This window comes from Candidatus Thiodiazotropha sp. LNASS1, assembly GCF_964212655.1.
Classification (GTDB): domain Bacteria; phylum Pseudomonadota; class Gammaproteobacteria; order Chromatiales; family Chromatiaceae; genus Thiodiazotropha.
Genome location: NZ_OZ156465.1, coordinates 4,466,525 through 4,485,624 on the forward strand (window position 1 = coordinate 4,466,525; position 19,100 = coordinate 4,485,624).

16 protein-coding genes are annotated in these 19,100 nt (G+C 53.8%); 11 read left to right on the forward strand and 5 right to left on the reverse strand.

Going from position 1 to position 19,100, the window contains the following annotated elements; genetic code table 11:
- Window positions 1-280 precede the first annotated feature (280 nt).
- Window positions 281-1,468, forward strand: a complete 1,188-nt coding sequence (gene sat, locus AB8516_RS19910; RefSeq protein WP_069121699.1) for a sulfate adenylyltransferase — start codon at window positions 281-283, stop codon at window positions 1,466-1,468.
- Window positions 1,469-1,763: 295 nt separating this feature from the next.
- Here sat and AB8516_RS19915 read toward each other — a convergent pair whose 3' ends face one another.
- From AB8516_RS19915 to AB8516_RS19935, 5 genes are all read right to left on the reverse strand, one after another.
- Window positions 1,764-2,786 carry an NAD(P)H-dependent flavin oxidoreductase gene (locus AB8516_RS19915; RefSeq protein ID WP_369162903.1) on the reverse strand — a complete coding sequence of 341 codons (1,023 nt, stop codon included), beginning with the start codon at window positions 2,784-2,786 and terminating at the stop codon, window positions 1,764-1,766.
- Window positions 2,783-3,289: a hotdog fold domain-containing protein gene (locus AB8516_RS19920; protein ID WP_369162905.1), complete on the reverse strand. Its 507-nt coding sequence runs from the start codon at window positions 3,287-3,289 to the stop codon at window positions 2,783-2,785. The genes AB8516_RS19915 and AB8516_RS19920 overlap by 4 nt, the downstream gene beginning before the upstream one ends.
- A gap of 99 nt (window positions 3,290-3,388) precedes the next feature.
- Window positions 3,389-4,573, reverse strand: a complete 1,185-nt coding sequence (locus AB8516_RS19925) for an acetyl-CoA C-acyltransferase (RefSeq protein WP_369162906.1) — start codon at window positions 4,571-4,573, stop codon at window positions 3,389-3,391.
- 14 nt (window positions 4,574-4,587) lie between these two features.
- Window positions 4,588-7,005 (reverse strand): 3-hydroxyacyl-CoA dehydrogenase/enoyl-CoA hydratase family protein, encoded by a 2,418-nt coding sequence (locus tag AB8516_RS19930; protein WP_369162908.1) that lies wholly within the window; start codon window positions 7,003-7,005, stop codon window positions 4,588-4,590.
- Window positions 7,006-7,047: 42 nt separating this feature from the next.
- Window positions 7,048-9,522: an acyl-CoA dehydrogenase gene (locus AB8516_RS19935; RefSeq protein ID WP_369162910.1), complete on the reverse strand. Its 2,475-nt coding sequence runs from the start codon at window positions 9,520-9,522 to the stop codon at window positions 7,048-7,050.
- Window positions 9,523-9,884: 362 nt separating this feature from the next.
- On the opposite strand from AB8516_RS19935, the gene AB8516_RS19940 reads away from it, so the two are divergent.
- From AB8516_RS19940 to AB8516_RS19985, 10 genes are all read left to right on the forward strand, one after another.
- Entirely contained in the window at window positions 9,885-10,382 is a 498-nt protein-coding gene (locus AB8516_RS19940; protein WP_369162912.1) for a TetR/AcrR family transcriptional regulator, read from the forward strand.
- A gap of 340 nt (window positions 10,383-10,722) precedes the next feature.
- The gene (locus tag AB8516_RS19945; RefSeq protein WP_369162913.1) at window positions 10,723-11,421 is read left to right on the forward strand and encodes a spondin domain-containing protein; all 699 of its coding nucleotides are present in this window, start codon (window positions 10,723-10,725) and stop codon (window positions 11,419-11,421) included.
- 10 nt (window positions 11,422-11,431) lie between these two features.
- Complete coding sequence (locus AB8516_RS19950; RefSeq protein ID WP_369162915.1) at window positions 11,432-12,139, forward strand: spondin domain-containing protein; 708 nt, start codon at window positions 11,432-11,434, stop codon at window positions 12,137-12,139.
- Window positions 12,140-12,369: 230 nt separating this feature from the next.
- Window positions 12,370-13,170, forward strand: a complete 801-nt coding sequence (locus tag AB8516_RS19955; protein ID WP_369162916.1) for a DUF547 domain-containing protein — start codon at window positions 12,370-12,372, stop codon at window positions 13,168-13,170.
- A gap of 194 nt (window positions 13,171-13,364) precedes the next feature.
- A complete protein-coding gene (locus AB8516_RS19960; RefSeq protein WP_369162918.1) occupies window positions 13,365-13,751 on the forward strand; it encodes a hypothetical protein in 387 nt (128 codons plus the stop codon).
- A 23-nt stretch (window positions 13,752-13,774) separates the two neighbouring features.
- On the forward strand, window positions 13,775-14,299 hold the full coding sequence (locus tag AB8516_RS19965) for a protein disulfide oxidoreductase (RefSeq protein ID WP_108293946.1): 525 nt from the start codon (window positions 13,775-13,777) through the stop codon (window positions 14,297-14,299).
- A 91-nt stretch (window positions 14,300-14,390) separates the two neighbouring features.
- The gene (locus tag AB8516_RS19970; protein WP_369162920.1) at window positions 14,391-15,782 is read left to right on the forward strand and encodes an OmpA family protein; all 1,392 of its coding nucleotides are present in this window, start codon (window positions 14,391-14,393) and stop codon (window positions 15,780-15,782) included.
- On the forward strand, window positions 15,775-17,508 hold the full coding sequence (locus AB8516_RS19975) for a 2-oxoacid:acceptor oxidoreductase subunit alpha (protein ID WP_369162921.1): 1,734 nt from the start codon (window positions 15,775-15,777) through the stop codon (window positions 17,506-17,508). The genes AB8516_RS19970 and AB8516_RS19975 overlap by 8 nt, the downstream gene beginning before the upstream one ends.
- 88 nt (window positions 17,509-17,596) lie before the next feature.
- Complete coding sequence (locus tag AB8516_RS19980; protein ID WP_369162923.1) at window positions 17,597-18,424, forward strand: 2-oxoacid:ferredoxin oxidoreductase subunit beta; 828 nt, start codon at window positions 17,597-17,599, stop codon at window positions 18,422-18,424.
- Entirely contained in the window at window positions 18,421-18,942 is a 522-nt protein-coding gene (locus AB8516_RS19985; RefSeq protein WP_083220548.1) for a ferritin family protein, read from the forward strand. The genes AB8516_RS19980 and AB8516_RS19985 overlap by 4 nt, the downstream gene beginning before the upstream one ends.
- The last annotated feature ends 158 nt before the right edge of the window (window positions 18,943-19,100 follow it).

A 19,100-nucleotide genomic window follows, 5' to 3' on the forward strand; every position in this document is an offset into this window, starting at 1 on the left:
CGGGGAAGCAGATATTTTGCTGAGCACATAAAAAATTACTGGGGTTGGATAACTCCTCGTTGTGGTAGTGTATTGCCTGTTTGAAATATACAATACATGAAATATCTCAAATATTATTAATAAAAACAGTTGGTTATTAATTTTCCTTTGAAACCTGCTTGAGGTTTTTCCGCCAAGGCGGATGAGATAACCGACTCAAAATGAAGGCTTAGGGCAGGCTTGGCAGTTGCTGACTGGGCCGGTCAATTTATTAAGCGATCAACGAAGGAGACGAAAAGTCATGATCAACCCAGTCGGTTCCTCAGAACTACAACCTTTGTTTGTCTACGATCCCGAGACCCATCACAAGCTCTCACACGAGGCTGAATCCCTACCGTCGGTAGTGATCAGTTCTCAGGCTGCCGGTAACGCGGTGATGATGGGGGCAGGGTATTTCAATCCGTTGAAAGGTTACATGACAGTGGCTGACGCCATGGGCGCAGCCGAAAAGATGACCTTGACCGACGGCAGTTTCTTTCCGGTGCCTGTGCTCTGCCTGCTGGAGAACACGGATGCCATCGGAGATGCCAAACGGATCGCGCTGAGAGATCCGAACATGGAGGGTAATCCGGTACTGGCCGTCATGGATATCGAGAATATCGAGGAAGTCAGTGACGAACAGATGGCGATAATGACCGACAAGGTCTATCGCACCGACGACAGTGATCATCCTGGCGTGGCGGCATTCAACGGCCAGGGCAGAGTGGCGATCTCCGGTCCTATCCAGGTCCTCAGCTTCTCCTATTTCCAGGCCGATTTCCCGGATACATTCCGTACTGCCGTAGAGATCCGCAACGAGATTCAGGAACGTGGCTGGAGCAAGATCGTTGCCTTCCAGACCCGCAATCCGATGCATCTGGCTCATGAGGAACTCTGTCACATGGCCATGGATCGTCTCGGCTGCGACGGCCTGGTGATTCACATGCTGCTGGGTAAGCTGAAGCCTGGCGATATTCCGGCACCGGTGCGCGATGCCGCGATCCGCAAGATGGTTGAGCTCTATTTCCCGCCCAACAGCGCCATGGTGACCGGTTACGGTTTCGATATGCTCTACGCCGGGCCTCGTGAGGCGGTGCTGCACGCCTATTTCCGCCAAAACATGGGCGCCACCCATTTCATCATCGGTCGCGATCATGCCGGTGTGGGTGACTACTACGGTGCATTCGACGCCCAGACCATCTTCGAGGATGAGGTGCCTGCAGGCGCATTGGAAATCGAGATCTTCAAGGCCGACCACACCGCCTGGTCGAAGAAGCTGGACAAGGTGGTGATGATGTGCGAAGCCCCGGATCACGAGAAAGAGGACTTCGTACTCCTCTCCGGCACCAAGGTACGCGAGATGCTGGGCCAGGGTATCGCTCCGCCAAAGGAGTTCTCCCGTCCCGAGGTGGCGCAGATCCTGATCGACTACTATCAGTCAATCAATTAATCGACTGACAAATGAAAAAAGCCCGCCATCGGCGGGCTTTTTTTTCACCCTTCTCAAAGCAATTAATGTGCGGTAACGCTTATTGGTGAGAATAATAGGCGTGATGGGGAGGTTCGCATCGATGTCCATGAATGTGAACAGTATGTATCAACGATGATTGACCAGTTTACGGATAAGGCTCCGATGCCGCTGCTTAATATTACTGGGCGCTGACAAATAACGGAACAGACTGGCCCAAAAGGGTGTTCTCCTCGTTCCTAAGCTCCTGCGTGGGAAGGCATGCAACAATATTGACTTACACAGATTTACGAGCTGTTGCTTCGTTGTTTATGCCTCGCAACATGGCTTCATACCGGCCGATAATTGTGGCGACAGGCTCAATATTATGAATGCCCGCTACACTTTTGCCCGCCTGCCAGAACTCCGTTTCACCCTTCTCGTCGAGGGATGACTGACGCAGCTGGAAGGCGGAACGCAGGGTATAGAACATGCGCATCCAGTGTTTGGTTCTGTTGCCGTTCAACATCCAGCGGGCGAAAGCTCCCGCCTTTGTGCCGATTTTTTCGATGTAGGGTGTATTGATGATCGATACGGGAACCCCGGTGATTCGATTGCTGAGCACGATATCGCGTTCGTCGGCATCGAGTATGGCCTGCTTATAGGGCATTGCCGCGTTGCACTCCTCAGTGGCGATAAAGCGCGTGCCCAATTGGCAACCTGCATAGCCTTGACTGATCGCTTCGGCGAACTGTTGTTCGTTACCGATACCTCCCGCGCAGATGAGCGGCACACCCAGGTCACCCAGTTCATCCAACAGCTGCAAGTGGGAGAGGGCGCCGGCATGCCCGCCGGCCCGGTTGTTGACGGCAATCAGGCCGTCAACTCCGCCATCGAGTCCCTTCAAGGCCCACTTACGCTCAGTGACGTCATGGTAGACGATGCCGTCATAGGCCTTCACCCGTTCGACCACCCAGCGCGGATTGCCCAGGGATGTGATGAAGAAGCGCACGCCTTCGTCCAACGCAATCGAGACCCACTCCACCATCCTGTCGTGGTATTTTCTGGAGGACTTCTCGATCAGGGCGTTCATGCCGATGGGTCTGTCGGTGTGGCGTTTTATCAGTCTGATCCCTTCACGGAAATCGTGACCATGGACAAAGGTCATGGCGACCGGCTGTATGATACCGATACCACCGGCCTCGGATGCGGCGGCAACGAGTTCGGGATTGGAACAGGGGTACATGGGCCCACAGATGATCGGCACCCGGATATCGGTATGTCGTGTGAATGGTGTCTCCTGAGGCGGATTGTCGCTCATGGCATGTCCCTGGGACGTAACTGCCAATGGGCGGTGAGGTTCGCAACGCTGTCTCCTTCCCGGTCCCAGATGGTTGCATGGGCCTGAAGGGTGGTGGATTCGCCTATTATCTCCGGCACCTGTGCTTCACCGATAGCGGTGAGGTCGCCGCGGGCTTTCTTCAGATAATCGATCTCGAGCCGGGTAACGATACCTTTGGTCGATTCGGGCATGGCGGCAATCAGAGCAAGACCGCTTGCCAGCTCGCCGACATTTGCCAGTGCAATGGCATGGATCGAATTGAGATGGTTGCGCAAAACTCGTCTGTCCCGCAGGGTAACCCTTGCTCGACCGGGTGATATCTCTTCGATAACGGGACGGATGGTGCCGGTATAAGGCACCATCCGTCCGAATAGCAGACTGTAGATATGCCGGCCCAAGGCACTGTTTCCAAAACGTCTCCAGAGTGACACGACACGCTCTTCCGGAGTTATGCCAGGTCTGCTTTGTGTCTCACCACTCATACAGCGTTCTCCTGAAATGGGGATACCTGATCACTGTCTATGGCAGATGTTGCCGCATGATGCCAGTCCCATTGTTGCCAGCCGGGCATCTGCTGTTTATCAACAGCGTTCGAACAGGCCGGCCGCTCCCATCCCCGTGCCGATACACATGGTTACCATGCCGTAGCGCTTATTGGTACGCTGCATCCCGTGCAGCAGGGTCGCCGTGCGTATGGCGCCGGTCGCACCCAGTGGGTGTCCAAGGGCAATGGCACCACCGAGTGGGTTGACCCTATCCGGATCCATATCCATCTCCCGCATCACGGCCAGGGTCTGCGCAGCAAAGGCCTCGTTGAGCTCGATCCAGTCGATCTGGTTGAGGCTGACGCCGGTCAGTTTCTCGAGCTTGGGTATCGCCTCCTTGGGGCCTATGCCCATGATTTCCGCGGGCACCCCGGCAACGCTGTAGCCCACAAAGCGCGCCAGCGGTTCGAGATTCAAGGCGCGCATTTTCCCTTCGCTCATCACCACCACGGCGCCGGCGCCGTCGCTCATCTGCGAGCTGTTACCGGCGGTGACGCTGCCTTTGGCGGCGAAAACCGGTCGCAGTTTGGCCAGGCCTTCAAGGCTGGAGTCGGGACGGGGACCCTCATCACTCTTTACCGGGCGCTCAAGGATTCTGATTGTGTTTCCCTCGTCCGGCAGGTGTTGTTTGGTCAGATAGGGGAGAATCTCCCGCTCGAAATGACCGGCATTGATAGCCGCCAGCGCACGCTGGTGACTCTGCAGGGCAAAGTTATCCTGATCTTCGCGGCTGACCTTCCAGCGTTCGGCGACATTTTCCGCGGTGACACCCATGCCGTAGGCGATAGCCACATTGTCATCCTCGAACACTGCCGGATTTATGGCGACCTTGTTGCCCATCATCGGTACCATGCTCATGCTCTCGACACCACCGGCGACAATGATGTCTGCCTCGCCGAGGCGAATTCTGTCAGCTGCCATGGCGATACTCTGCAGACCGGATGAGCAGAAACGGTTGATAGTGACGCCCGGCACGCTGTCCGGTAACCCGGCCAGCAGACTGGACACACGGGCGACGTTCAAGCCCTGTTCAGCCTCCGGCATGGCGCAACCGATAATCACGTCCTCGATCAGCTCTGGCTGCAGACCGGGGCAATCGCCAAGCACACCCTGAATCGCATGGGTGAGCAGATCGTCAGGACGGGTTTGGCGGAATACGCCTCGTGGGGCCTTGCCGACGGGTGTACGCCTGGCTGCCACAATGTAGGCCTGTTCACTCATAGCACTCTCCTCGCTCAGTTCCGCAGGGGCTTGCCGGTATCCAGCATATGCTTGACCCGTGCATGTGTTTTGGGGCTTTTCAGCAGAGAGCGAAAACCCTCGCGCTCATATCGCAGATACCAGCTTTCAGGCAGTTCGGTACCGGCATCCACCGGGCCCCCACAGAGTGCATGGGCGACGAGCGTCCCGATCTTCATATCGTAGTCAGAGATGAAACCACCGGCGTGCATATTGGTCATCGCCGCCTTGAAGTTTGCGATGGCGGCCCGACCACCGGCCCGAATCGGTGATTCAATGGCCGGGCGGTAGTTGGCGGCACTCAGGGCACGAACCTGGGCAATGGCGGCATGCAGCACTTCATGACGATTCATGACCACAATATCGCTTTCGCGCAGAAAGCCGAATGCCTTGGCCTGTTCGGCACTGGTGGCGACCTTGCCCATGGCGACGGTTTCAAAAATATCCTTGAGTGCCTCGAATCTATCACCCCCCGCCGCCTTGACGGAGGCGCGCCTGGCCAGTTCCATGCAGCCGCTGCCGGCGGGTATGAGTCCGACACCCACTTCGACCAGACCGATGTAGCTCTCCAGTGCGGCGACCACCCGGTCACACTGCATCATCAGTTCGCAACCGCCGCCAAGCGCCAGTCCCTGGACCCCGGCAACCACCGGGATATTGGATTTACGCATGCGAATACAGCTGTGCTGGAACTTCTGCAGCAGGTTGTCCAGGGCATTGCTGCCCGGCAGTATGCTCTTCATGGCAACCGGCATGAATGACTTCAGGTCTGCGCCTGCGCTGAACGGCTCGTCCGGTTGCCAAATCACCATGCCAGTGAGCTGTTGTTGCGCCAGTTCTGCGGCCTGATTCAGGCTGTCCAGTACACCGTCGTCGATGGTATGCATTTTGGTCTTGAAGCTGAGTACACCGATATCACCATCGATTAACCAGAAACGCGCCGAGTCGTTTTCGAACAATACCTCATGCTGCGCGGCCTGTTCGCCAACCAGTCGTTCAGGCCTGCGCTGACGCTGGTAGACCGGGAGCCTGGAGCGGGGATGATAACTGTTGTCGGTAGGTGACCATGAGCCCTTTGACGTATGGATCGCCTCGATGTTATTGACCCATGCCGGCAGGGGTTCGCCGGTAAGGGTCTTGCCTGCATCGATATCCTGTTGGATCAAATCGGCGATACGTTGCCAACCGGCATGCTGCCAGATCTCGAACGGACCCTGCTTCCAGCCGAAGCCCCAGCGAATCGCTAAGTCAACCTCCCTGGCATTATCGGCGATCGAGTCCAGTAGATAGGCGGCATAGTGAAATACATCGCGCTGAATCGACCAGAGGAATTCGGCATGGGGATCGTTGATGGTGCTTAGCTTTGCCAGGCGTTCGGGGTTCTTGTAATCCTTCAGTACCTTCTCCACCTTTCCGGGTATCTTTACCTTACGCTTCCTGTAACTGTCGTCTGCAGGTTCGTATACCAGGATTTCACCGTCCTGTTTTTTATACACGCCTGCCTTGGTCTTGGCGCCGAGGGCGCCTTTTTCAACCAGGGTGTCGAGCCAGTCCGGGATCCTGTAGATCGATACCCATGGATCATCACCAAGATGTTCGGCAGCGTTGCGTAAAACGTGCCGCATGGTATCGAGCCCAACCAGGTCGGCGGTGCGCAGGGTTGCGCTCTTTGGCCGTCCGATCGATTTTCCGGTCAGTGCGTCGACGGATTCAAAATTCAATGAGAGCCTCTGTGCATGATGAAAGGTCGACATCATGGAGAAAAGCCCGAGTCGGTTGGCAATGAAGTTTACCGTATCCCTGGCCCTGACCACCCCTTTCCCAAGAGTGGCTACGCAAAAGCTCTCAATGGTATCGACAACTTCGGGTGATGTCTGTGGTTGCGCTATCAACTCAACCAGCGGCATATAACGCGGTGGATTGAAGAAATGGATGCCGAGAAAACGGTTGCGCAGATTGTCCGGCAGGCTTTCTGCCAGCTCTGAGATGGAGAGGCCCGATGTGTTGCTGGCGAGTATCGTGTCCTCACCGAGATGGGGTGAGATCTTGTGGTAAAGGTCGGACTTCCATTCCATTTTTTCTGCTATCGCTTCGATCACCAGATCGCAATCGATAAGTTTTTCAAGGTCGTCGTCGTAGTTGCACGGGGTTATCCGGGAGGCGTTTGTCGCCACAGCCAACGGCTCCGGCTTCTGTTTCATCAGGCTCTTGATTGCCTGTTTGGCAATCGCGCTTTTGTCCATGCCCTCTTTGGGGAGATCGAACAACAGTGATGGAATACCGGCGTTGGTGAAGTGAGCCGCTATCTGAGCCCCCATTACACCGGCTCCCAGTATGGCCACCCGTTTGAAAACCGGTATGCCGATGATTGCTTTACTCACTTCATAAGATGTTAGCTGAGCGGTTGATTTCATTGGCCTCTCTCCTCCTGCTGATCTCCACTATACAAGCGGAGGTCATCCAGTGATCTGCTGTTGATCATCTTGCCCGTATTTGTGGTATGGGGTGCGGATCAATTCCGATTCGTCAAAATCGTCAACATGGATAATCGCCATCAAATGACGGTCAAAACGCCGCAGTTGTTCTGCTTCATGTTCGGTTATCATTGCCGCCTGAAGGGCTGCATCGGCAAGTTCCATATCTTCAGTTTTCTCCAATTCGCCTGTTCGCAATGCATGGTTCAGCCGTTTGAGAATCGGTTGCAGATTTAGACTCTCGAGAAAAACCTGGTTGACTTCCGCCAACGGATTGTTCGCGGCAACCTCCAGGAACAGTCCGCTGGTCATCTTGATTCTGGTTGCACTGTCAACAGTGATCAGCTCAACAACCGACTTTTCCAGGCTGTCTTTCGGTGCTGAATAGCGACGGCCAATCGGGAACGCGAGACGTTTCAGTACACCGGGTACTAATCGATTTGGCCAGTTTTCCATCAGCTGATCGAATGCGACCTGATATTGATGGAGGAGATAGTCGAGGGCCCACTGCACCACCGGCCACTCCTCTTCCGGATGTTGACTCTCTTCATGCTGCTTGATCACCATGCTACCCAGAAACAGCATACTCAACAGATCGCCCAGGCGTGCCGAAAGCATCTCCTTGAATTTCAGCTTAGCATTCAGATTGAGCAAAGCCACATCGGTGATCGTTGCAAACAGACTGCTGAGCCGGTTGAAGTGGCGATAATAGGGAAGTAGGTGCAGATTTCCGTTCGGCACCACCTCCCTTGACAGACCGAGACCCATGATCAGCGTACGCGCGAAATTGCCGATCGAATGTCCGATATGGGCCGTCAACGTGGTATCGAACCTGGCGATTGTCTCTTGGCTATCCTCGGCATGGGCCAATGTCATCTCCTGCATGACATAGGGGTGCGACCTGATCGCTCCCTGTCCAAAGATCATCAGGTTGCGTGTGAGGATATTCGCGCCTTCCACAGTGATGGCCACAGGCATTGACTCATACATGTCGGCAATATAGTTCTTCGGGCCCTTGACTACCGCTTTTCCTGCATGGATATCCATGGCGTCGATTACGCACTGCCTGGCCATCTCCGTGGTGTGGTACTTTAAAATTGCGGATGCCACACTCGGTTTGTTGCCCTCGACGATGGCCTGAATGGTCTGCAATCTGGCGGCATCGATGATGTAACTTAGACCGGCAATACGCGCCAGTGGTTTCTGAATACCCTCGAATTGCGCAATGGGGATGCCAAATTGTCTGCGCAGGCTGGCGTAGGCGCTGGTGCCGAGCAGCGAACGTTTGCTGACCGCCACGGCGGTGGTGGGCAGGGTGACAGCACGTCCCACCGATAGACAATTCACCAGCATGCGCCAGCCTTTACCGGCCATCTCCGGACCGCCGATGATATAACTCAGTGGAACGAAAACGTCTTTTCCCTGAATGGGGCCATTCAGGAAGGCATCGCCGATAGGCAGGTGGCGCCGTCCGATCTCTACCCCTTGTGTATCGTGCGGGATCAGCGCACAGGTGATTCCGTAGTCTTTCACATCGCCAATCAGGCTATCCGGATCCTTCAGTCTGAAGGCCAGTCCGACAAGTGTCGCGATGGGAGAGAGCGTGATATAGCGTTTTGAAAAGTCGAGCCGCATTCCGATCACTTCCTCTCCCTGCCATTCACCCATACATACCGTGCCGGTATCGGGTATCGATGTGGCATCTGAGCCGGCGGTAGGACCGGTCAGGGCAAAGCAGGGTATCTCCTCGCCGCTGGCGAGACGGGGGAGGTAGTAATCCTTTTGTGCTTCGGTGCCGTATTTGATCAACAACTCACCCGGTCCGAGCGAGTTGGGTACACCGACCAGATAGCTGACACCACTGCCGGTATTACTCAGGCGCAACAGGATTTCGGATTGCGCAACCGGCGAGAATTCAAGGCCGCCGTAACGCTTCGGTATGATCATGCCGAGAAAGCCGTGCTCGCGAACGAAGTTGATGATCGATTCGGGCAGCCGGTTCAATTCATGATTGATCTGCCACTTGTCGACCATGCGGCAAAGTTCGTTGACGGGGCCATCGAGGAAGGCCTGTTCACGGTCGCTCAATACGGGTTTGGAACCGGACAGCAGTCGACGCCATTCCGGCTTGCCACTGAATAGTTCTCCGTCCCACCAGACGTTTCCCGCATCTATCGCTTCCTTCTCCGTATTTGAAAGCGGGGGCATCATGCGTCTCATGGTGATCAGTGTGGGCTTGGAAATAAATCGCAGGCGCAGTGAGGGAAGTGTAAACAACAGGCATACAAAGAATATGCCGGCGAACAGCCAGGTCAACAGGCCGAAACCTGTCACTGCGGCGGATATCACCGAGAGCGTGGCCATTGAGTAGGTTGCTGCGGCGATGCTGTATCCACGATAGGCCAGGAACAACAGCGTGGCTATTGCGATTGCGACTAAAACAAAGTTCGTCATCATTGCTACATCTCCAGCCGAAAGTGTATCTAAAACTAGGGTCTCGTATAGGTATTATGACTCAAAAAAAGAGCGAGCGTTCGTTTTTTTACTAAATTAGTTGTGCTACAATTCCATGTCAAGAACGATTTTCACGTAAATGACCAATCAGCCGTTCTATGACAATTGAGTTCGTTCCTGCTAGGGCGTTGACATTTTCAGATTTCAAAAAGTGCTTCGACTATGAAGAAGACAGGTTATATGCATTACTTTTTGAACGAAATCAGAATCTTATAGGGATCAGGCGAGAGAAGTTCGCGGTCAGGAATCTGAAAAAGATCTTCCGTGCCACGTTTAAACTGGTGCCCAAAATCGGATTTCAGGCGATGTCCCTCCGAGACCTCCTGGCGGAGACCGGTCTGAGCATGGGGGGTGTCTATCTGACGATCACCAACAAGGACAATATTGCAATCATCGTCAAAGATGCGGTTACTCTTGTGTGTGAAGATATCGTTGATAAGGCCAGGGCTGAGAGCGATCCCGTTGTTGCCCTGGAAGTGATGGTCAAAGGTTATCTATACGCATCTCTGCTGCTGCAACCCTGGTTCTATTTTCTCTATTTCGAAACCCGCAGTCTGCCAATCAAACACCAGGAAGATTCCAAAAACCTCGAACGATCCCAGGTGGCGGAGCTGGAGAGGCTGATTGTGCGTCTACAGCAGAAGCCAGAGCGGGGCTACCCGGCGGACTTTCTTGCTACCATGGTATTGACCATGGTTCAGGAACGCTATCTGAAGCCATGGAAATATAAACAACCGGCATCAACGATTGATGAGTATGCCGAAAATTGCCTGCGTTTAATCCATCGCTCAATTCACCATTAAGAAGCATGGATTGGATTAACACCGAACTGTATCGGATACCCGCGGCATACCCAGTTTTGTCAGCGGTTCGGCGCATATCCCTTTACCATGCGGAATCATGCACAAGCTGTAATTCACTTTAGACAGAACTAACACACCTTTTCCTGCAGGCCGATTGCTGTATTTCGGTCGCGACATCGCAGATCCGGATTCAGCCTACTACAAACCCGGGTTTTGTTTCCTTAATGCAAGACTGAATTTGACACTTTCGTGATTAACACGAGATATACCCGTGAATTTATCTCTCCATCATAAACCCTGCACAGACAATTGTTTTTCATGGTTACTGGAGGATAAGAGAATGCGGAACAAGTTAACTATGCTGGCGCTCGCTGGGGCATTTGCCACTACACCGACGCTCGCACAGGATCTGACAATTTCGATTACCAATCTGACGCATGGCAGTTATTTCACACCGTTGTTGGTGGCGGCGCATGCAGGCGGTAATCACATTTTTCAGCTGGGGACGACGGCCAGCACGAACCTGCAGGCAATGGCTGAAGGTGGTGATATTTCCGGAATATCAGCCGACATGGCTGCGGTCAATGCGGACTCGGTTGAAAATCCAGCCGGCGGGTTATTGGCGCCGGGGGCAACCACTACCTTCGATCTCACTCACTCCGAGACAAATGACCACCTTTCACTTACCGCGATGATTCTACCGACCAACGATGGCTTTGTCGGTGTGGACTCACTATCTATTCCGACCACTGCAGGCACATACCGTTATCAATTGAACGCCTACGATGCCGGTACGGAAGCCAATGACGAAATCATCAATGGTGGCGGTGCGCCGGGTGTTGCGGGTGTGCCTGCGGATCCAGGCGGTCAGAACGGCACCGGTGCAACCGGCGTTACGACGGCGGAGACGAATGCCCATGTTCATATCCATCGCGGTGTGTTGGGCGACAGCGATGAAACAGCAGGCGCCAGTGATCTCAACAGCAGCGTGCATCGATGGTTGAATCCTGTCGCGCATTTAGTCATCACGGTGAATTAGGGGGGTTGTTATGGATATGCTGAAATCGGCAACCCTGGCCTTACTTGTAACCGGCCCACTTGTTCTCACAGGCTGTGACCATAATGATGATGACAGTGATGACGATGAACCTGGCCGTGTCAGTTTTGAGTTAAGGGTGACAAATTTGACGGCAGCACAACCGCTCTCTCCGTTGGCCGTTGTATTGCATGACAGTGCCTATTCCATGTGGAGCGTGGGTTCGAGTGCCGGCGATGGACTTGAGCATCTGGCCGAGGGGGGAGATAACACGGAGTTGCTATCGGAGGCGGCGAACAGTTCGACAGCGACCATGAGTGGAGGCGGTGTTATCGCGCCTGGACAAAACGAAAGTCTCATTATCGAGGCCGATGAGATGAATGGTCTGGCGCTCTCCTTCGCAACCATGCTGGTCAACACCAATGATGCATTTACCGGGATTAATGCGGTCGATGTGTCAGGCATGATGGCGGGTTCCAGTAAACAACTGTTTATTGCCGCCTATGATGCGGGCACCGAGGGGAACTCTGAACTGGCGTCCACAGTACCGGGCCCGGCGGCGGGTGGTGAGGGCTATAACCCGGCTCGCGATGACCGAGACAGTGTCGGCGGTCATCCGGGAGTGGTTACGCATGACGATGGTTTGAGCGGCTCTGCATTGAACGAGTCGCATCGTTTCGATAATCCGGTAGCGCATGTGACGATTACACGAATGCAATGACAACTCGAGGGCGGCTTTATCGTAAGCCGCCCGTTTCAATGCCTTGCAGGACTATTCGAACTTTATCCTTTCAGTGATTGACTAAATACTGTCCGGTTAAGCTCGGAGTCTCAAGAATCATTGATGCCAGTCCCGGGATTTCAATACATACAGCCTGAGTTGCCAGCAATGAGCCGGTACAACAGGTGATTACACTCTATCCTCGGATCAGAAGAGAGCTGAATGAGGCAATGCGTAAAATAGTATCAGTCGTGATTTTCAGCTTGATGGTTATATCGGCAACGGATACGTTTGCCTTCGATCATGGTATTTGGAACACATTGCTGCAACAGCATGTCGTGCCGCAAAGAGGTGGTGTGGCCACCGCGGTGGACTATCAGGGTTTGAGTTCCGAGCGTATGCGGCTGAAACGGTATTTAACATTACTGACAGAGGTTGATAAAGAGACATTCGAGACATGGCCTGCATCCGAACAACTGGCCTTTTTGATCAATGCGTACAATGCCTGGACAGTGGAATTGATCTTAACCGCTTATCCGAAGATTTCATCCATCAAGGATTTGGGAGGATTGTTCAGTTCACCATGGAAGAAAGCGTTTATCCAGCTGTTCGGCGAAAACAGGTCACTCGATGACATCGAACATGGAATGATCCGTAAAAAGGATCAATATAACGATCCCAGAATTCATTTCGCAGTCAACTGCGCCAGCATAGGCTGCCCGGCATTGCGTGCAGAGGCCTATACCGGTGAACGGCTTGAGATGCAGCTGCGTGAGCAGACTTCGCTGTTCCTTGCAGATAAAACACGCAATCGTTTTAACGATGATCGCCTCGAAGTGTCATCCATATTCAAGTGGTATGATGACGATTTTGAACGGGGTTGGAAGGATTATCATTCGTTAAGCGGTTTTTTTGCGGAATATAGCCAACAACTTGGTTTGTCGGCCGAAGATGTACAACGCCTCCGCGCAGGCAAAATCGATATTTCATTCCTTGATTATGATTGGCGACTGAATTCCGTCCTCCATTAAACACTAGAGGACATCACCGGGTAATAAACCCAATGCAAGTCAATAATAGGTTGTGTCAAACTGCCGTTGCGTGACAATCAGTGAATTCTGCCGCAAGGAGAGCCAAATCTTGATTGGCAGGATTGGCATTCATATTCCAGCCGATGTATGGTAGACAGCGGTCTACTGATCCAACTATTCCTAGTCAACCCATCATGAACAGGCGAAAGAGATACAGGAAGAAAGCGGGTGCCGCCATATCCGCTGTCAGGCTCGATCTTGACACCGATGGGTTTACCTATCGGAAATGGGGTGGAATGCAAAGGTGCAAGCCTGGGGATTGGTTGGTCGATAACGGGGGTGATATCTATACGGTGGATGTCGATACCTTTGCCAACACCTATACCGAGACCAGTCCTGGCCGCTTTGTAAAGACCGCTGAAGTCTGGGCGGAAATTGCTGAACAGGACGGCGTCATAAAAACCCTGGAAGGTGAAACCCGATACTCAGCCGGTGACTATGTGGTGTATAACGATGAGCAGGGAATGGATGGCTATGCCGTTGATCGTGAAGCATTCGAGTCGATGTATGAGCCGTGTTGAACGGATGATCTGAATCCGAGTCCATGTCGGCACCTGAGAACAGACCCACCAATACAGGCAGGCGATTGGCATCACGAATTCTAAGTGCTGCAGCTCTGCTGCTTGGCCTATCTCTGATTCACCTTTGGCAGACGAGGGATCTTGCCGAAGGTCCTGCGCCTGCCCTTTCAGGGCATACCTTGCAAGGCGAGTGGTTGGATATTGGTAAATTCACGGAACGGCCTTTGCTGGTTCATTTCTGGGCCGGTTGGTGTCCGGTATGCAAAGTCGAATCGGGGGGGATCGAATCCCTGTCGAAGGACTATCCGGTGGTCACTGTCGCTATGCAGTCCGGCAGTGAGAATGATGTCACAGAATTCCTTAGACAAAATCAACTTCGATTCCCAGTCATTAACGATCCCGATGGTAAGCTTGCGAGTGCCTGGCGGGTCACAGGTGTGCCGACCAGCTATATTATCGGCCGTGATGGCAGAGTCAGGTTCTCTAGCGTTGGTTTTACATTGCCGCTGACGCTTCGCATGCGTCTCTGGCTGGCCGAAATCTGGTAGACTATCAACTGCATGGCGGGCAGCTGGAGCGGCTGAACAGGCCCTAGGGTGCCTGGTTAATAGATGCGCCTATTCTGAGGAGAAGTGAGTTATGGCGATAAGGCTGAGGTTGTTGTCTCTCATTTTGGTGAGTTTGTTCTATTCAGGTTGTGCTTCGACCCCGACCCTTTCCAGATCCCAGGTATTCGAAGAATATGAACGGATTTCACATCTCCAGAGCCGTATGAACGAGGATAGGGTGAACGATTTGTTCGATCTTGCACCTGTGGGATTTGCCGCTGCGCAATCGAAGCTGGCGGAAGCAATTGTGCTGGGCCAGAAAAGGAACGATGCCGGGGTGGCGGAGAAGGTGGCCGAAGTGGATCAACTTCTCGATAAGGCGGAGTCGGATGCAACCCGCTCCAAGCGACTAATGCGCGAAGTGCTCGAAGCACGCCAGTTGGCAATCGCTGCGGGCGCCGATACCATGCTGAAGGAGCGCTTCGAACTGCTCGATGATAAATTGCGCAAGGCCTCCACCCTGGTTGAAAAGGGTGATATCGAGGATGCAAAGAAATGGCGGCCCGAAATGTTGCAGGGTTACTCGGATGTGGAACTGGATGCCCTGAAACAAGATGCCACAGAAAATGCCCGTCAGGATATTGCCCAGGCTACCGAAAGTGAAGCGGATGAGTATTCACCAAAGACCCTGAAACGCGCCCTCGAGGAGTTGGCGCTCTCGGTTGCGGTCCTGGAGACCAACAGGACACAGAGAGAAAAGGCTAAGAATCACGCCTTGCAGGCCAGTCGATTGGCCAGACGCAGTGTCGAGATCACGGAAATGATCAAAGACTTCAAACGCCGTGAATACACCATGGAGGAGATCATTCTCTGGTACCAGAAACAGATCAGCCTGATTAGTGAACCGACTGGAGATGAATTGCACTTTGACCAGCCCAACCATGAGGTGGTCACAGCATTGCGAAACAAACTGGTCAATTATACAGAGATACAGCAGGCTGAACTGGCGACAAGGATGGATCTACAGAGTCGGCTCGAGGCGGTGGAACGGGAGAATCGTGAAGCACAAGCGCGTTTCGACAAGATCCAGGATCTTTTTTCAGCTTACGAGGCCAATGTCTACAGGCAGGGACACAATGTACTGCTTGAATTGCGCGCCTTTAACTTTCCCAGTGGCGGAAGTGATATCCAATCGGAAAATTTTGCCTTGCTTGACAAGATTGTAACCGCTGTAAAATCCTTCCCGAATCCGGACGTTGTTGTCTCGGGGCATACCGATTCAGTGGGTGGAGCGGATGTCAATCAACAACTTTCACAGCGACGTGCTGAAACAGTGGCATCATTCCTGGAAAAAGTAGGCGGTGTCGCCAGGAATCATATTACGGCAATCGGCTATGGCGAATCCCGCCCAGTGGCCAATAATGAGACTGAACGAGGACGGAAGAGCAATCGGCGAATCGAAGTGTTGATCATTAATGAATAATAATAACGAGGTATCTGAATCGAATAACAGTTATTCGGTTGCGATCACGGGTTCTGGTGGAAGTGGTGCGGTAACGGCTGGACGAATCGTCTTGGAGGCGGCCGCGCGCTGTGGTTATCTGGGTTTGATGACACGATCGGCAGGACCGCAGATTCGCGGCGGTGAGTCTGCGGCAATGGTTCGCTTCAGTCCTGATCCCGTGGAATGCATGGGGAATCACTTCGATCTCCTGGTTGCACTTGACTGGCTGAATATAGATCGTTTTGCCGATGAAATTCCGCTAACGGATAAAAGCCTGATTCTCTGTGATCCTGCCGCCGGGGATGTGCCTGCACAATTACGCAGTAACGGCGCTGAAATCAGGGAGGTTCCATTCAAGGTGTTTGCCTCCGGTTTGCCTGAGGGTCGTATCAATATGGTTGCGTTGGGAGCGATGGCGATGGTCTGCGGTTTGCAGCTCGAAGCCTTGGAGGCCAGCGTCAAACAGATACTGCAGAGAAAGGGCGGGGAGGTGGTGGAATCCGCATTAAGGGCCTTGAGTCTTGGCTACAATCATGACCGGCGTCCTGTACAGGCGCCATTGCTGCCGGGTGATCGATACGACGTTTGGAGTATAACCGGCAATCAGGCCTGTGGCGTCGGTGCCCTGCGCGGCGGGGTGAGGTTCGTTGCGGCCTATCCAATCACACCTGCCAGCGAGATGCTTGAGTGGTTGGCGCCGCGATTGGAAAAACTGGGTGGCTCGCTGTTACAGGCGGAGGATGAACTGGCCTCCATCAATATGATTATCGGCGCCTCGTTTGGTGGCGTGCCTTCTCTCACCGCCACCTCGGGTCCCGGTTTAAGCCTGATGGTCGAGGGCTTGGGCCTGGCGCTGGTCAGTGAGACCCCGGTGACGGTCGTCAATGTGATGAGAGGCGGACCATCGACCGGCATACCCACCAAGTCGGAACAGGCCGATCTCGATATCGCGCTCTATGGTCTGCATGGCGATGCGCCACATCTGGTATTTGCCCCTCTCTCCATCCGCGATTGTGTCTTCACCACCCAATGGGCTGTGCAACTGGCGGAACATCTGCAGACAATTTCCGTGGTGCTCTCAGATCAATCCCTGGGACAGTCACAGGCGATTATCGAGACGCCTCCTGTGTCGGATATGCCCTGGCGGCGTGCGATAGAGGAAGTGCCCGATGCCGACTATATGCGCTATCGGGTTACAGCGGACAGTATCTCACCGATGACGCTTCCCGGCACTCCGGGGGGCATGTATACAGCCGATGGGCTGGAGCACAATGAGCGCGGTACACCTTCTAGCATGGCCGTCGATCATCGAGAGCAACTCAACAAGCGCCTGAACAAGCTTGAGGAATTCGATTATGGCGATGATTGGGCGGAGATCGAGGGGCAGGGGGACGCGTGTATTATCACTTGGGGATCGAGCACAGGTGTGGTCAAGGAGGCGAGAAACAAACTACGGCGGCAGAGCAGAGACATCAGGATCATTGCAATCCGTCTGCTTGCCCCATTGCAGAAGCAGAAACTGAGCCGGGCCATAGGTGGAGCAGACAGAGTCCTTGTGGTTGAACAGAATCACAGTGGCCAGCTTTTTCGCTATCTGCGTGCCCAGGGTGTGTTACCCAAGCAAGCAGAGTCCCTGGCGCAACCGGGGCCCTTGCCTCTCCGTTCCGGGCGGATTATCAGGTCGCTTACTGCTAAGGATGCGTGAGTATGCAATGGGCTTGTGTGAATCTCGATTGGGAAGCTGAGGAATATACGGAGCTTCCTTTAATCTGTTGCTACGAGGAGTGCGGAAAATGCCGGTACCAGCATTGAAGGCGAAGGACTACAAATCGGGCATTAAACCGGTATGGTGTCCTGGCTGCGGACATTTTGCCGTCTTGGCGGCCCTGACAAAGGCAATGGCCCATCTTGGGCTGGAAAAAGAGCGTGTGGCAGTTGTCTCGGGTATCGGCTGTTCCTCGCGCCTGCCCGCCTATATAGACAGTTATGGCTTTCATGGTATCCATGGCCGTGCGCTGGCGGCGGCCTCAGGACTCAAGGCGGCAAGACCCGACTTGACAGTTGTGGTTGCCGGGGGTGACGGTGATGGCTTCTCAATTGGCGGCAATCACTTTCTGCACGCCTGCCGGCGCAATATGGATATGACCTACATCGTGATGGATAACGAAGTCTATGGCATGACCAAAGGCCAGGCATCCCCGACAACAAGACCGACATGGACCCAGAGTAAAATGACACCCCACGGTACGGGTATACCCCGTTTCAACCCGGCGGCCATCGCATTGGCGGCCGGGGCCGGATTTATCGCCCGGGGATACTCGGGCGAGCCGGCGGAAATGACCCGACTGTTGGTCGAAGCGATCGAGTATCCCGGGTTTGCATTCGTCCAGGTATTGAGCGGTTGCGTGACCTTTCGTCCGGATCAACGGGGATGGAAAGAGGTCGTTCACCCCTTTATCAACGATGTGCCCACTGAAGACAGGATCAAGGCTGCGCAGATCATACAGGCGGACGAGGGCAAGGCGACAGGTATCATATACGCCTCTCCCTTTCCAGTCTGGCAGCCTGAAAATAAGCAGGTTACAGAACTGGGTCTCTTAGAGGAGGAGTTTTGTATATGAGTGATAATCCAGAGATAGTGATTGAAACAGTGGGAGAGTTTCTGGTGCATGCTCTTGAGCTGGAGGAGGCCTCCAGCGACCATTATGATGAGCTGGCGGACAGCATGGAGATACACAACAATCTTAAGGTTGCCGAGCTGTTCAGGAAGCTGGGAGACTATAGCCGGCAGCACGCAAAAGAGGTGCATGAGCGTACTGCAGGCATCGAACTGCCGAAGATAACGCCGTGGGATTTCAAGTGGAAGTGCCCCTCTTCACCGGAATCGTTCTGTATGGAAGAGGCGAGCTATATGATGACCATTACCCAGGCGATGGAGATCGCACTGTTCAACGAGACCCGTGGCAGGGATTTCTACCAGCAGGTTGCCGACAACACACCGAACGATGAGGTGCGAAGAATCGCATTGGAGATGGTCGAAGAGGAGGGCTGGCATGTGGAGATGCTGCGTGAGTGGCAAACCAGTCTGCAAGAGGAGCCACCGCTGGACGATCTTGATCCGCCCAATATGCCAGAATGAGGTTTCACGCTCTGCCTAAACAGATGTCACCGGCGATGCCTGCGATAACCGTACGACACTAAGCTAAATCGGCGGCCAGTTATTTCTGTCGACGGGGCATATTAGAGGCCCAATCTGCAGCTGATGAAATGGGCTGGTGAGTCCGTTTTACCTGCCCA